Source organism: Paraburkholderia sediminicola (assembly GCF_046026855.1).
Lineage (GTDB): Bacteria > Pseudomonadota > Gammaproteobacteria > Burkholderiales > Burkholderiaceae > Paraburkholderia > Paraburkholderia sediminicola_A.
The window spans coordinates 30,655-45,392 of the sequence record NZ_JAQQET010000051.1; the positions used below are offsets into that span (position 1 = coordinate 30,655).

Below are 14,738 nucleotides of genomic sequence, written 5' to 3' on the forward strand. Positions count from 1 at the left end.
TTTCCAACCTGATTCGATCAGGACTCGATCGAACCCATTGCAGTTTGCTGGTAGTTCTGGATGCCGACCTTGTCGATCAGGTCCAGTTGCGTTTCGAGCCAGTCAATGTGTTCTTCGGTGTCGTCGAGGATCTTCACGAAGATTTCGCGCGAGATGAAATCGCGAACGGATTCGCAATACACAATCGCTTCTTTGCAGGTGCTTTGCGAAATCTGTTCGAGCTTCAGATCGCATTCGAGGATTTCTTTAGTTTCTTCGCCGATCAGCAGTTTGTGCAGGTCTTGCAGGTTCGGCAGGCCGTCGAGCATGAAAATGCGTTCGATCAGCCAGTCGGCGTGCTTCATTTCACCGATCGATTCGTCGTATTCATGCTTGCCGAGTTTCTCGAGGCCCCAGTGCTTGTACATCCGCGCATGCAGGAAGTATTGGTTGATGGCGGTGAGTTCGTTCTTCAACTGGGAGTTGAGATACTCAATGACCTTCTTGTCGCCTTGCATGATGTGTCCTTGTAGGGGCTTTGAATTTCCCAGAACAATAAACGGCGAAAGGCAAAAAGCCAAGGCAAAAACACAGATTTTCACCTTGATTTGCAAGGTTTTTTGCGTGATGCGTACCGTTCTCATTCCAGGATAAAAAAGCCGGGGTTTAAGGCCCCGGCTTGCACTTTCTTAGCTGATGCTAGTACCGATCAAACCGTCGCGACCGGAATTTTGCCGATTTTGGCTTGCCATTCCTTCGGGCCGGTCTGATGCACCGACGTGCCGGTCGAATCGACGGCGACCGTCACCGGCATGTCCTGCACGTCGAATTCGTAGATCGCTTCCATGCCTAGGTCTTCGAACGCGAGAACCTTCGCGCTGCGAATCGCCTTCGACACGAGGTAAGCCGCGCCGCCCACCGCCATCAGATACGCGGCCTTATGCTTCCTGATCGCCTCGATCGCAACGGGGCCGCGCTCCGCCTTACCGATCATCGAAATCAGACCCGTTTGCGACAACATGGTCTCGGTGAACTTGTCCATGCGCGTTGCGGTGGTCGGGCCTGCGGGGCCGACAGCCTCGTCACGCACCGGATCGACCGGGCCGACGTAATAGATTACGCGGTTCGTGAAGTCGACCGGCAGCTTTTCGCCCTTCGCGAGCATATCGGCGATGCGCTTGTGCGCGGCGTCGCGGCCCGTCAACATCTTGCCCGACAACAACAGCGTCTGGCCCGGTGTCCAGGCCGCCACTTGTTCCGGCGTCAGCGTGTTCAGATCGACGCGCTGGCTCTTTTCCGTGTCCGGCTCCCACTGCACCTTCGGCCATGCGTCGAGCGACGGCGCTTCGAGCTTCGCCACGCCTGAGCCATCCAGCGTGAAGTGCGCGTGACGCGTTGCCGCGCAGTTCGGGATGATCGCGATCGGCTTGCTCGCAGCGTGTGTCGGTGCAGCCATGATCTTCACGTCGAGCACGGTGGCAAGACCGCCAAGACCTTGCGCACCGATACCGAGCGCGTTGACCTTCTCGTGCAGTTCGATACGCAGTTCTTCGATCCAGTCCTTCGGGCCGCGTGCGATCACGTCCTGAATGTCGATCGGATCCATCAGCGATTCCTTTGCCATCACCATCGCTTTCTCAGCGGTGCCGCCGATGCCGATGCCGAGCATGCCGGGCGGGCACCAGCCTGCGCCCATGGTCGGCACGGTCTTCAGAATCCAGTCGACGATCGAGTCCGACGGGTTCAGCATCGCGAATTTCGACTTGTTTTCCGAGCCGCCGCCCTTCGCTGCAACCTGCACGTCGACCTTGTCGCCCGGCACGATCTCGTAGTGGATCACGGCCGGCGTGTTGTCTTTCGTGTTCTTGCGCGCGCCTTCCGGCGGGCTCACGATCGACGCGCGCAGCACGTTGTCCGGGTTCAGATAACCGCGGCGCACGCCTTCGTTGATCATCTCGGTGACGCCCATCGTCGCACCGTCCCAACGCACGTCCATGCCGACCTTCACGAACACCGTGACGATGCCGGTGTCCTGGCAGATCGGGCGCTTGCCTTCGGCGCACATGCGGCTATTGGTCAGGATCTGCGCGATCGCATCCTTCGCGGCCGGGCTCTCTTCGAGCTCGTAAGCGCGGCCTAAGGCCTGGATGTAATCGAGCGGGTGGTAATAGCTGATGTACTGAAGCGAATCAGCGATGCTCTGAATCAGATCTTCCTGTTTGATGACGGTCATGATGGCTAGCTCAGTGGGGACAGTGGCGCTTGTTATCGGACTCGCAGGGCAGTGCGGTCAGTCGTGCGCGTTCAGGGGAGTGGAACCGTTAGAACCCAGCGGATGCAATCCTGCGGGCTCCTGAAAATGTTTCGGGTGCGTATGCGTGGTAAGGCGGTCGACCAGTGCCATTACCACCGCCGAGAGAAGGAAGGCGATGTGGATGATGACCTGCCACATGATGGTGTGCGTCGAATTCTGGTCGGGGCTGATGAAGGTTTTCAGCAGATGGATCGACGAAATGCTGATCAGCGCCATCGACAATTTGACCTTGAGCACCCCGGCATTCACGTGGTCCAGCCATTCCGGTTCGTCTGGATGACCCTCCACGCCCAGGCGCGACACGAAGGTTTCATACCCGCCGATGATCACCATGATCAGCAGGTTCGAGATCATCACCACGTCGATCAGGCCGAGTACCACCAGCATGATGTTGGTTTCGTCGAGCGTCATGGACGCTGTAACCAGATGCCAGACTTCTTTCAGGAACAGGACGACGTAGACACCTTGAGCGACGATCAGGCCCAGGTAGAGCGGCACCTGCAGCCAGCGGCTCATGAAGATGATGGCGGGCAGCGGGCGCATTGGGCGGCGCTGACGGGCTGAGTCGGGTCGCGGGGCGGACATAGGCAAGAGTCAGATGAAACGCAGGTGACGGAACACGGACTAAATGCGCTGACCCGAAGCGCAAACCAAACGCGCGGGTCGAGCACGCAAACCAGGGCGCAGACGGCGCGGTACGCAGCCAGGGGAGGCCGGAAAAGCTCGCGTCAGGCGCGCTATTGTACAGCGCCGGATGAATTTGCTGCGGCGCGGCGGGCAGCGGTGGCGCTCAGGAGGCCACTGGCGGTACTCGCTTCACCTTCAGGCTCGCCAGCCCGATCCCCGCCACCACGCACGCGAGCGCGATGCCGTGGGCGAGCGTAGGCCGCTCACCGAGAAACACGATGCCGTAAATCGCCGCGGCCACCGGCAGCACGGCGCTGAACACGCCCGCGAGACTGCCCGGCACATGACGAATGCCCTTCATCCACAGCCAGAACGAGAAAATGCTCGCCGACAGCCCGTACCACAGCACCAGCGTCCAGACGCTAACAGGCACCGCGCGATAATCGAAGTGCAGTAGCGCGGTGGCGCCGAGCGGCAGCATCAGCAGCAGGCCGAACATGTGCGTGTAGGCACAGATGTCGATTGGCGCGAGCGTCTGCGTCAAACGGCGCGACAGGATGATGTAAAGCGATTCGCAGCACACGGCGCCCAGCACCATCAGATTGCCGGTGAACGAAGTCTCGCCGCCCGCACTCTCATCCACGTGAGCGAGATTGATGACGACCACGCCGAGGATCGCCAGCGCGATCGATGCGAGTGCCCGACCGTTCGGTCGCTCTTTGAGGATCAGCCACGAGAACAGTGCGACGACCGCGGGGATCGTGCTGGTGATGACGCCGGCTGCGACCGCGCTGGTGCGCTGCACGCCGCCCAGCATCAGCAGCGTGAACCCGAAAGTGCCGAACAGCGCCTGCAAAAACAGATTGAGCCATTCATCGCGTTTGACGCGGCGCAGCTTGGCGACGCGCAGCAACGGCCACAACACCGCCATCGCAATGACGAAGCGCAACAGCGCGAACAGGGGGACGGGGACAAACTCGACGATCGATTTACCGATTCCGACATTGCTGCCGACCAGCAGCATCGAGGTAATGAGAAGCAGGGAGTAACGATTCAAGCTGGAATCCAGACGGCTAGTTCAGTTAGCATTGTAAGAGGGCGTGCGAGTCAGCGTAAAGGCGCGGCGCCTGTGCGGCGTGCGTGATGCGCCGCGGGTGCCCGATTTCGGCATGGATCCGTCGTATCGGTAGGTCGATCAGCACGCGTGAACGGAACGTAGCGCGTAGCATGCCGTGCGTGACCCGTCTGAACCGCGTAAGGGTTTTCGCCCGTCACGCGATGCGCCTCGCGTAAGTGGCTGGTAAGTTGCAAAGTTTATGTTTGACCGTGGGAGCGGAACGTCGGCCATTCATTTATGTTGCGGTGCCGCATGAATGAAAGTGAAAGGCGAACGGGCCGCGGCGCAGCGATCGGCGATCGCCGCGCGAGGGTTGGAGACAGCGCGCCGCCTGTTGATCACGAATGGCGGCGCCATCATGACAAGGCGCGTCACAGGCGCGCCAGCACAGGTTTTTAGTTTCATCTTCACCAAGGGGTTGTCGATGTCTGCGATTGAATCTGTTCTTCACGAACGCCGTGTTTTCCCGCCCTCCGCTGAAGCAGCGGCTGGTGCGACGATCTCCGGTATGGACGCGTACCGGGCGCTTGCCGCCGAAGCGGAGCGTGATTACGAAGGTTTCTGGGGGCGCCTCGCTCGCGAGACGCTAAGCTGGAACAAGCCCTTCACCAAGGTGCTGGACGAATCGAAGGCGCCTTTCTACACATGGTTCGAAGACGGCCAGCTGAACGCGTCGTATAACAGCATCGACCGTCATGTCGAAGCCGGCAACGGCGAGCGGGTTGCGATCATCTTCGAAGCCGACGACGGCACCGTCACCAACGTCACCTATCAGGATCTGCTGCAACGCGTATCGCGCTTTGCGAACGCGCTGAAAAAACGCGGCGTGAAAAAGGGCGACCGCGTCGTGATCTATATGCCGATGTCGATCGAAGGCATCGTCGCGATGCAGGCGTGTGCGCGCATCGGTGCAACGCATTCGGTGGTGTTCGGCGGCTTCTCGTCGAAGTCGCTGAATGAGCGGCTGGTGGATGTGGGCGCGGTCGCGCTGGTTACTTCCGACGAACAGATGCGCGGCGGCAAGGCATTGCCGCTGAAGAACATCGCCGACGAAGCCATTGCCATGGGCGGCTGCGAAGCGGTGAAGAGCGTGATCGTCTACAAGCGTACCGGCGGCAAGATCGCATGGAACGAAAGCCGCGATCTGTGGATGCACGAACTCACGCAGTCCGAATCGGATCAATGCGCGCCTGAGTGGGTCGGCGCCGAGCATCCACTTTTCATCCTCTATACGTCCGGTTCGACCGGCAAGCCGAAGGGCGTCCAGCACAGTACCGGCGGCTATCTGCTGTGGACCGCGCAGACCATGAAGTGGACCTTCGACTGGAAGCCCACGGATGTGTTCTGGTGTACCGCCGACATCGGCTGGATCACCGGCCACAGCTACATCACGTATGGCCCGCTGACGCTCGGCGGTACCCAGGTCGTGTTCGAAGGCGTGCCGACCTATCCGAACGCAGGCCGCTTCTGGGACATGATCGCCAAGCACAAGGTCACGTTGTTCTACACCGCGCCGACCGCAATCCGCTCGCTGATCAAATACGCCGAAGCGGACGAGAAAGTGCATCCGAAAAGCTACGATCTGTCGACGCTGCGCATCATCGGCACGGTCGGCGAGCCGATCAATCCGGAAGCGTGGGTCTGGTATCACGAGAACGTCGGTGGCGGCCGTTGCCCGATCGTCGATACGTGGTGGCAAACCGAAACTGGCGGCCACATGATCACGCCACTGCCGGGCGCCACGCCGCTGGTGCCGGGTTCGTGCACGCTGCCGCTGCCAGGCATCATGGCGGCAGTGGTCGATGAAACCGGCCAGGACGTGCCGAACGGGCAGGGCGGCATTCTGGTGGTGAAGCGCCCGTGGCCGGCGATGCTGCGTAACGTGTGGGGCGATCCCGACCGTTACAAGAAGAGCTATTTCCCCGAAGAACTCGGCGGCACGCTGTACCTCGCCGGCGATGGCGCGGTGCGCGACAAGGAAACCGGCTACTTCACGATCATGGGTCGCATCGACGACGTGCTCAATGTGTCCGGTCACCGCCTCGGCACGATGGAGATCGAGTCGGCGCTGGTGTCGAACCCGATCGTGGCAGAAGCGGCTGTGGTTGGCCGTCCTGACGATACGACCGGTGAAGCCGTGTGCGCATTCGTGGTGCTCAAACGCGCTCGTCCTGAAGGCGAAGAAGCGGTGAAGCTCGCCAACGAACTGCGCAACTGGGTCGCCAAGGAGATCGGTCCGATTGCCAAGCCGAAGGACATCCGCTTTGGCGAGAACCTGCCAAAGACGCGTTCGGGCAAGATCATGCGCCGCCTGTTGCGCTCGCTAGCTAAGGGTGAGGAAATCACCCAGGACGTATCGACTCTGGAGAACCCGGCGATTCTCGATCAGCTCGGCGAGTCGCTCTGAGCCTGGGTTTGCCTGGGTTGACGGCAAGAGCGCGTCGTCCGACCCGCTCTTGACTGGACCCAGGTATTGACCATTTAAGTTAGCCTGTGAAAGCCACCGCGCGGACAATCCCGATTGCCTGCCCGGTGGCTTTTTGATACATAGGCGCATGGCCGCGCCACACCACACCTCTCACGCTACGCTCAATCCCGCGCCCGAACCCCCTGCGGTATCGGCAGCGATGGCGCGCGCGCATCAGAAGTATTGGCGCTTCAATCTTGCGTTGATCGCGACGTTGATGATGGTGGGCTTCGTGGTGTCGTTCGTTTTACCGCTGGTGGCGCCGACGTTGGATCAGGTGCGCTTCGGCGGTTTCCGGTTGCCGTTCTATTTCGGCGCGCAAGGGGCGATTCTGATCTACGTCGCGTTGATCGTTGTTTATATCGTGCTGATGCAGCGTGCCGACCGCCGTCTGCAACGCGCTTTCGACGCCGATGCGAGCGCCACCAGTGCCGGTGCCGATTCCGGCGCGCCCACTGCGCGCGGAAACTGAGCCGATGACGCTCACGCACCGCCTGATCCGCTCATACGCGCTCTATACGCTTGGCTTCCTGCTATTCATCTACGTGATGTGGCGCATCGAGCGCACCACTGGCCCGGGTGTATGGATCGGCTATGTGTTCCTGTTCGTGCCGATTGCGGTGTATGCGGTGATCGGCTTGCTGTCACGCACGTCTGATCTCGTCGAATACTACGTAGCGGGGCGGCGCGTGCCGTCCGCCTTCAATGGCATGGCGACCGCGGCCGACTGGTTATCCGCCGCGTCGTTCATTGGCCTTGCCGGTTCGATCTATACGACCGGATATGACGGGCTCGCGTACCTGATGGGCTGGACCGGCGGCTATTGCCTCGTCGCGTTCCTGCTCGCGCCGTACGTGCGCAAGCTCGCGCGCTACACGATTCCGGACTTTCTCGGCACGCGCTTTTCGAGCAATGCGGTGCGTGGACTCGCTGCGTTATCGGCGATCCTGTGCTCGTTCGTCTATCTGGTCGCGCAGATTCAGGGCGTCGGCCTGATTGCGACGCGTTTTATCGGCGTGGATTTCGCGGTCGGCATTTTCTGCGGACTCGCGGGCATTCTCGTGTGCTCGTTTCTGGGCGGCATGCGTGCCGTAACGTGGACCCAGGTCGCGCAATACATCATCCTGATAGCGGCAATTCTGATTCCCGTGTCGATGATCGCGCATAAGGATGGCCTTGGCTGGGTGCCGCAGTTCAACTACGGCCGCTTGATGGAACGCGTCGAAGGCCTGGAGAAGCAGGTGCGCGAGGCGCCGCTCGAACAGATCGTACGCGACGACTATCGGCGGCGCGCTGCGCTGATGCAGATGCGGCTCGATACGTTGCCGCAATCGTTCGTCGATGAGAAGCTGCGCCTCACGCAGGAAGTCGCGGACTTGCGTCGCCACAATGGCCCGCTGCGCGATATCAAGGAGCATGAGAGGGAGCTGGAACAGTTTCCGCGCGATGCCGCGGCCGCACAGATCGTCTGGACCCAACGCCGCGACGAGATGCTGATGCGCGCGGCCGCGCCGGTGCCGATGCACGAGCCGTTTCCTGTCACGAGCGAAGAAGACAGGCGCACCCACGAACGCAATTTCCTGTCGCTGCTGCTGTGCCTGTCGCTTGGCACCGCGAGCCTGCCGCACATCCTGACGCGCTACAACACGACGACCTCGGTGGCGTCCGCGCGACGGTCAGTCGGCTGGACACTGTTCTTCGTCGCGCTGTTCTATCTGACGGTGCCTGTGCTGGCCGTGCTGATCAAGTACGAGATATTGACCAATCTGGTTGGCCATCACTTTGCCGATTTGCCGCAGTGGCTCACGCAGTGGCGCAAGGTCGAGCCGAGTCTGATCAGCCTTGCCGACACGAATGGCGATGGCATCGTGCGCTGGAGCGAAATCCAGATGCAGCCGGATATGGTCGTGCTCGCCGCGCCCGAGATCGCTGGGCTGCCGTATGTGATGTCCGGGCTGATCGCGGCCGGCGCGCTGGCCGCGGCGCTCTCGACCGCGGATGGTTTGCTGCTGACGATTGCCAACGCGCTATCACACGACGTCTACTATCACATGGTCGATCCGACGGCTTCGAGTCAGCGGCGCGTGACGATCTCGAAGATTCTGCTGCTGGGGGTGGCATTGTTCGCGTCGTATGTGGCGTCGCTCAATACGGGGAATATTCTGTTTCTGGTGGGCGCGGCGTTTTCGCTGGCGGCTTCGAGCCTGTTTCCGGTGCTGGTGCTGGGCGTCTTCTGGAAGCGCACGACCCGCCTTGGGGCAGTGGCCGGCATGGTGGCGGGGCTGGTGGTGTGCATTTACTACATCGTGTCGACGTATCCGTTCTTCACGCAGATGACGGGCTTCGCCGGTGCGCGGTGGTTCGGGATCGAGCCGATCAGCTCAGGCGTGTTCGGCGTGCCGGCGGGGTTTCTCGTGGCGATCGGGGTGAGTCTGGTCGACCGGAAACCGGATGCTTATACGAGGGCGCTGGTGGACTACATCCGGCATCCTTAGGTGGGTTTGCGCATGGGTGTGGCGCAGGGCGCGAAGTTTGCTATAATTCGGCTCCCCGCCGGAGAGATGGATGAGCGGTTTAAGTCGCACGCCTGGAAAGCGTGTATAGGTTAATAACCTATCCGGGGTTCGAATCCCCGTCTCTCCGCCACCGAACTCCAAAGCCTTATCCCATAAGGCTTTGCGGGAAGTCAGAGAAATCGGCGTGTTGGACACCGGCTTGGACACTTCAAGCCATCATGCGCCTGCCGCATCACCTTGTCCGGCACCCCTCGGGCATTTTTCACTACCGCCAGAAAATCCCGCTTGAACTTCAAGCTGTCACTGGTCGCAAAGTCATCAAAAAGTCGTTGCGCACGCGTTGCCCGAAGACTGCCCAGGCTTGGGCCTATGTCTTGGCTGCACGGTATGATGCCGTTTTTCATGCCGTGAGATCTGGTGAGATGACGAAACCAACTGTTGCCGATTTGCTCGCGCATGTTGATCCAGCCGACACCCGCCCATATGAACTGGCATTACCCAATGGGGTGTCGATCAAAGCGACTGACCGCGCGCGTTGCCCGAAGGGCAATGCATAAGTGCGCTCTTGCAGAGAAAACCTTCGCGCTGCTCCGGTTTGGCGGCTCGCTGTCGCTCGCGTCGCCCGTTACTAACTTGACAGTTTTTCCAAAAAGCGCAAGGTGGGTTCTGGCGTTTCAACGGAGTGACATATGTCGGGCGAACTGCACGAGCGCATCGAAAAACTGACCTCACAACTTGCGCGAGCGCAGGCGCTCGCCATGCTCAAAGAGCAGGCGGAAGCAAAGCGCGTGAAAGATGCGGCACGCAAAGCCGACACGCGCCGCAAAATCGAACTCGGCGGATTGATGCTTATCGCCCTGCGCAAAACTGGCGTGAACCCGACGCCTGCTGCGTTGGTAGGTGCGATCACCGAAGCGCTGGCGAACGGCGATGCCGAGCGGGTTGCCAGGTGGGAAAAGTTCGGGCACGTGCTCATGCGAAAGCGCCCGACAGGCACGCAAGGGCAAAACGATGCGTGACGATGCCAGAGCACAACACGCCTGCCAGCGCCGTCGCAATAGCGGCTGGTGGCGGGTGCTGGCGTTTCTGCACGGGTTCAATCTCGACAGCAGATTACAGGGCGAGAAAACGGAGCAGGGGTCAAGGCTCGCGCAGCGACCGCATCGCGGCTTGGCCTTGACGCCTGTGCAGTGCCGATACGCTCTGCGATGGGCTCGGGGTAGCCGTCGCTACCCCAAGCCCATGCAGGCAATCAGGCGGCTTTTTGTTGAGTTGTCTTCGCCGTGTTTTTCAGCACCTTCGGTTTATCCTCATCGGAGAGGTGGGCGTGCTTCCGGATGTAGGTATTCGCGAACTTCACGCGGTCGCCATTGAAGACCAGATTAGGGTTCACGAAAAACATATGCGGACGGTTTTTCTGTTTCGAAATAAAGCCATGTTGGGCCAAATCGGGAATGGCCCGGTAGAACGCACTACGGCTGAGGATTTCAGCGCCGGTTTCCACGTCAGTAACGGTGTTGGCGTGCAGGTAGATTTCGTCCTTGCCCGGTGATTTCGCCAGTTCCGATACGATCAGGATGAGCAGTTTGAACCCGTTGTGCGAGAGGGTAAGAAAAGGCGTCAGGTCTTCGGTGAAAAGTTTGATGAAGGGAGCGGTGTCAAGAAACTCGACGAGGTTGGTTTCGGCATCGTGTTCGCGCCCGTCTTCGTCGGTGAAGGTCTTGCCCTCGACGGTGCTCCGGCGCTTTTTCGTTTTGATGGTCATGCCCGCCACGAATGGGTTCTGTTCTTCGCCTTTCGTCTTGGGTTTCGGTGGCAATCTTCTGACGTGGGCGTTCAGGTCGAAGACCTGCGCGCGCGGGACTTCTGTGCTGCCTGCTGCGAGGTTTTGGGGCTGGTTGGGCATGGCAAGTCTCCGGTTGATGGGGACTTGTACGGTCGCAGTTCGCGGGCAAGTCGTCAAATAACGCGGTTTTTTGACAAAGGGCCAACGTCAGGGTAAGAGGCGCAAGCAGGAGCCCCCAGCGGGGGCGGGATGCCGCACGGCGGCATCCGGGGGAGATGCGGCCCGCCGTCCCGGCGGGGTGTCGCGAGTGTGGGAAAAACGTCCCGGAGCAGACACGGCAAAGCGTTCCGGCTGGGACGTTTCGTCCCAGATTTGGGACGTAAAGTCCAGGTTCTATAAGGAGAAGCAGGCTACTCCTCTTCCTCTTCTGTCTTTCCCTTCTTTAAAGGGAGACTATCTCCAAGACACAGGTAGTGCCTTTTGCACCTGCATGGAGAGGGAGCTTGCCATTGATTGTGTCAGACCACCAGCAAGCCAGTGCTCTACCCCACGAACCTGAACTACCACCTGCCATGATCTGGCCGCCAGTCCTGCATTGACACCACCACTGCTGCTCACGCCCGTATATGTTCCTCCCGCTCCAATCGCCGTGTGGACGGTGAGTTCTCCCGCCTTCGGTGCAGTGATATACATCCGCTCGATTTCAGCGATCGGAAAGGTTGTCGCTGTTGCTCCGTTTTCAAGCATGGTGATGCCGGTAGGCCCGACCGTGAACTGCGTAAAGCGCCGTCCACGGTTCCACGAAGCCCCCTTCATCATCCAGAACAGAAAAAGGAGAAGAAGAGCGGTTGCGACAAAACCCAACCGGGGATTGATCGCAGCGAAGGCGGCGAACTCGGCAATCACCAGCAGCGCCACTACGATTTTTTTAAACACGCCCAAAGCTGACAATGGGCGAACCGTGAACTTCACCGTTTCCGTATCTAGTTTTTCAACGTCGTAGAGTGATTTAGCCATTTTATTCCCCGTTTGTGGCGGTGTGATGGAGAGCGGGCACTATGCCGACTGCGTTTATTGCAAAAAACCGTTTAACCTGCTGTAAAGCGTTGCTTCGAGTGAGGAGTTCGCGCTGTCTGTGGTGTGCAGTAACAGGGGTTGTCCGTTGCTGTCTTTAAATGTTGCATTGAACGTCTGGTCAAAGACGGTTTCCAGGCGTGGATCGATTTCGCCGTTCGGCGAGCTGCATTGGTTCATCTGCCCGGCAGGCATTCCCACTGTCAGGTATGCCGGTGGGGTGTTGCCTTGGGGATACGTTGCTCCGCATACTGCGATTGCGTTTTGCTTGAACGCAGTCACGAATGCGGGAATGTTCGTCAGGCCGAAGTTCAGCGCGCCTGCCGCATTTGAAGTCAAATAACCGATGGTGGCTTCATAAGCTGGATAAACGTTGCCATTGGTGTTCGCGTTATTGGCACTGATGAGATCGTTGCTGCTCACATAACCCAGCACGGTCGCTTTTGCTGGCATTGGCAACTGAGAAATCGTCGTTGCCATTCCTTCCTGAAACCACGTTTCAAGTCCGGTAAAGGGTTCGCTTAACGAAAACAAAGCCGCATGTGTAGTTTCGTGGCGGAACAGGTCGTAATAGGATGTCCCTACGGGTGCGTTATAACTGCTTGCACCCGGATACCGGATGTCGAACGCCGGGGCGTCGGCTGACATCAGTTGCATTACCGGGCCGACACCAGAACCAGTCTGGCCGACAAGTGACGTCCCGGTTTCGCCGTCGCTCTGGCCCAAAGTGGTATCGACGCAAAGCTCGATCCGGTTTGTTCCGTCGAATGCCGTTCCGGTGGTTGGCAGATTGAGCTTTGTGCGGATTTCAGTGACGGCCTGCTCCGTCAGGTCTGCGGCCAGTTCCTGCGCTTTCACGCTCGCACCGGCGCTGAATACGATCACGTCCGGGGCGACCACAACGGTACTGCTGACAATGCTGGGACTTGCACAGCGCGCCTGGACAGCGGAGTCGTAGCCGCTGAAAGCGGGGCCGGTGTAGTTTTGCACCACATCCGCGACTATCGCCGCAGGAGGGTTATATGCGGCGAGCAACGCCGCGCCGTTACTGCTGGTTGTAGGGCTGCTCATGCTACCGGATGATCCGCTATTACCGCTGCCGCCTCCACCGCCGCAGGCGGCCAGTGAAACCCCGAGAACTGCTATTGCTGCAAACTTGACAGACATTTCGCACCCATTTTCTTGTCGATTGGACGGGGCACGGCACGGGCCATGCTGGGCGCGATAATAACTCGAAAAAGTCGGGAATGGACTATTTTGAGTGTGCAGGGAGCATTCCGCCATGCTTCCATCCGTCCATCATCCTCGCTATCGGGCTCTCCGAGCTCATTTGAAAACTTTGCGTAAAAACGCGGGACTTACCCAAGTGCAGTTGGCCGAACGCTTGAAAGTAGGTCAATCGTATTTGTCGAAAATCGAGCGTGGTGAAAGCTATATGGACGTTTTGTTTTATCTCGATTGGTGCAAGGCGTGCGGCATCGATCCAGACAAGGCCGTGGTTATCCTCATGGAAGTAGGCGGATAGATCCGGGGATATGTCTACTCCCAGTCACCGCAGCATCCGACAAGAATGCTGTGGTAACCTCGTTTCCAGTTGGACACCGCGAGGGGACACTTTTCGCCGGAGCCCATACGCTGTAAGGCTTTCGTGGCGAAGAGGCAACCGTGTCCCCGTCTCTCCGCCAGGAAACTATTTTGCCTATAAATATATGATTTATAAGGCTTTATTGTGATGGCGAATTCTCGCTTACCACACATCTTTACCACACACCCCCACCACACGTAGGCTATCGTCAGGAGACGGTGCGTGAGCCAATCAACGTCCTTTCTGGATGAGGTGAGCTGCTGCAAAACATCCTCGTATCGCACGCGACCAACGGCCCTGCCTATGATGGCGACTATGCGGCTTTGAGGGCTTCCCTGCTGGGGCGCGCGGACTATGCGCCGCTCGTACCAAAATTCGTACGCACCTGCCGCGACCTTAGCCAGTTCTGGCAATTCATAAAGCACAAGTTTCCGAGTTACGCTGAGCGGCGCTCATACATCTGGGATGAGTTCCGGCCTCTCTTGGAGCGAATCGAAGGGTCCGGGGTGAGTCCTGCCGATTCGGCAGTCACGGCAGCCATCGAGAAGTTCGATGGTGAGTACGTATTGGCTGCGTGGCACAAGGCATTGGAGAGGAAGCAGACGGACCCAGAAGGTGCAATAACGATGGCGCGTACTCTTCTTGAGACCGTGTGTAAGTATATTCTCGATGAGCGCAGCGTCGCTTACGGGGAGTCTCCTGACCTGCCGGAACTCTACAGGTTTACATCCAAGGCATTGAACCTTGCTCCCAGTCAGCACACTGAGGGTGTGTTCAAGCAAATCTTGGGCGGCTGTCAGTCGGTGGTGGAAGGGTTGGGTGCCCTCCGCAACAAGCTGAGCGATGCGCACGGAACAGGCAAGCGCGCAGTAAAGCCCGTAGCAAGACATGCTGAACTCGCGGTGAACCTGTCGGGGGCACTAGCGCTCTACCTGCTGGCCACACTAGACGCCACCGGCGCGGCTCAATCAAGGCGATAAGGCCGAAGCAGATAGTCTGTTCAAGTTCTGCTGGGCTACTGCTCACTCATCTGCTTTGCCCTTCCCAAATTCGAGTTCGGCTTTTGCGGGGAGGATGTAGACATCCATCAGGAGGTGCTCTACCACCTCCATCGCAAGCATGAGCTGAGCCGTGCTGTGAGGTTTCACCTCGTGGGCAGCGGCGTTTCCCAAGTTCCTTATATTGTGAAGTACGGCCGCGCCATGCTTGGTTAAGACGCCCTTGTCCCTGAGATTGTCAATCTTGGCGAACAGATTGTCCCCCTTGGCAGTCT

At 59.2% G+C, this 14,738-nt stretch carries 15 protein-coding genes and 1 tRNA gene; 8 read left to right on the plus strand and 8 right to left on the minus strand.

What is annotated here, in order from left to right; genetic code table 11:
• Positions 1-17: 17 nt before the first annotated feature.
• The 4 genes from bfr to PQR40_RS36625 all read right to left on the minus strand — a co-directional run bounded on the left by bfr (position 18) and on the right by PQR40_RS36625 (position 3,977).
• A complete protein-coding gene (gene bfr / locus PQR40_RS36610) occupies positions 18-497 on the minus strand; it encodes a bacterioferritin (RefSeq protein ID WP_090685707.1) in 480 nt (159 codons plus the stop codon).
• Between the two features lie 191 nt (positions 498-688).
• Entirely contained in the window at positions 689-2,212 is a 1,524-nt protein-coding gene (locus PQR40_RS36615; RefSeq protein WP_408511079.1) for a fumarate hydratase, read from the minus strand.
• A 57-nt stretch (positions 2,213-2,269) separates the two neighbouring features.
• Positions 2,270-2,836, minus strand: coding sequence for a TIGR00645 family protein (locus tag PQR40_RS36620; protein WP_408234469.1), 567 nt, complete (start codon positions 2,834-2,836; stop codon positions 2,270-2,272).
• A gap of 247 nt (positions 2,837-3,083) precedes the next feature.
• On the minus strand, positions 3,084-3,977 hold the full coding sequence (locus PQR40_RS36625; RefSeq protein WP_408234466.1) for a DMT family transporter: 894 nt from the start codon (positions 3,975-3,977) through the stop codon (positions 3,084-3,086).
• Between the two features lie 484 nt (positions 3,978-4,461).
• Between PQR40_RS36625 and acs the strand changes: the two genes are divergently transcribed.
• From acs to traD, 6 genes are all read left to right on the plus strand, one after another.
• Positions 4,462-6,444 carry an acetate--CoA ligase gene (gene acs / locus PQR40_RS36630; RefSeq protein ID WP_408234463.1) on the plus strand — a complete coding sequence of 661 codons (1,983 nt, stop codon included), beginning with the start codon at positions 4,462-4,464 and terminating at the stop codon, positions 6,442-6,444.
• A gap of 148 nt (positions 6,445-6,592) precedes the next feature.
• Complete coding sequence (locus PQR40_RS36635) at positions 6,593-6,976, plus strand: DUF4212 domain-containing protein (protein WP_408234460.1); 384 nt, start codon at positions 6,593-6,595, stop codon at positions 6,974-6,976.
• A 4-nt stretch (positions 6,977-6,980) separates the two neighbouring features.
• On the plus strand, positions 6,981-8,999 hold the full coding sequence (locus tag PQR40_RS36640) for a sodium:solute symporter family protein (RefSeq protein WP_408234457.1): 2,019 nt from the start codon (positions 6,981-6,983) through the stop codon (positions 8,997-8,999).
• 60 nt (positions 9,000-9,059) lie between these two features.
• Positions 9,060-9,150, plus strand: a tRNA-Ser gene (locus PQR40_RS36645).
• 88 nt (positions 9,151-9,238) lie between these two features.
• Positions 9,239-9,577: a DUF6538 domain-containing protein gene (locus PQR40_RS36650; protein WP_408511080.1), complete on the plus strand. Its 339-nt coding sequence runs from the start codon at positions 9,239-9,241 to the stop codon at positions 9,575-9,577.
• Positions 9,578-9,709: 132 nt separating this feature from the next.
• The gene (gene traD, locus PQR40_RS36655) at positions 9,710-10,039 is read left to right on the plus strand and encodes a conjugal transfer protein TraD (RefSeq protein ID WP_144154414.1); all 330 of its coding nucleotides are present in this window, start codon (positions 9,710-9,712) and stop codon (positions 10,037-10,039) included.
• A 233-nt stretch (positions 10,040-10,272) separates the two neighbouring features.
• Here the strand turns inward: traD and PQR40_RS36660 are convergent, their stop codons facing one another.
• The 3 genes from PQR40_RS36660 to PQR40_RS36670 form a co-directional block, all read right to left on the minus strand.
• Entirely contained in the window at positions 10,273-10,926 is a 654-nt protein-coding gene (locus PQR40_RS36660; protein WP_408511081.1) for a hypothetical protein, read from the minus strand.
• Positions 10,927-11,259: 333 nt separating this feature from the next.
• A complete protein-coding gene (locus PQR40_RS36665; RefSeq protein ID WP_144154410.1) occupies positions 11,260-11,823 on the minus strand; it encodes a hypothetical protein in 564 nt (187 codons plus the stop codon).
• Between the two features lie 54 nt (positions 11,824-11,877).
• Positions 11,878-12,951 carry a hypothetical protein gene (locus PQR40_RS36670; protein ID WP_408511082.1) on the minus strand — a complete coding sequence of 358 codons (1,074 nt, stop codon included), beginning with the start codon at positions 12,949-12,951 and terminating at the stop codon, positions 11,878-11,880.
• 211 nt (positions 12,952-13,162) lie between these two features.
• Here PQR40_RS36670 and relB point away from each other — a divergent pair, with 211 nt between their 5' ends.
• The gene (relB, locus tag PQR40_RS36675) at positions 13,163-13,405 is read left to right on the plus strand and encodes a type II toxin-antitoxin system RelB family anti-toxin (protein ID WP_144154408.1); all 243 of its coding nucleotides are present in this window, start codon (positions 13,163-13,165) and stop codon (positions 13,403-13,405) included.
• Positions 13,406-13,947: 542 nt separating this feature from the next.
• Positions 13,948-14,445: an abortive infection family protein gene (locus PQR40_RS36680; RefSeq protein ID WP_408234229.1), complete on the plus strand. Its 498-nt coding sequence runs from the start codon at positions 13,948-13,950 to the stop codon at positions 14,443-14,445.
• Between the two features lie 42 nt (positions 14,446-14,487).
• Here PQR40_RS36680 and PQR40_RS36685 read toward each other — a convergent pair.
• The coding region (locus PQR40_RS36685) for a DUF4145 domain-containing protein (RefSeq protein ID WP_408511083.1) at positions 14,488-14,738 on the minus strand (251 nt) is incomplete at its 5' end.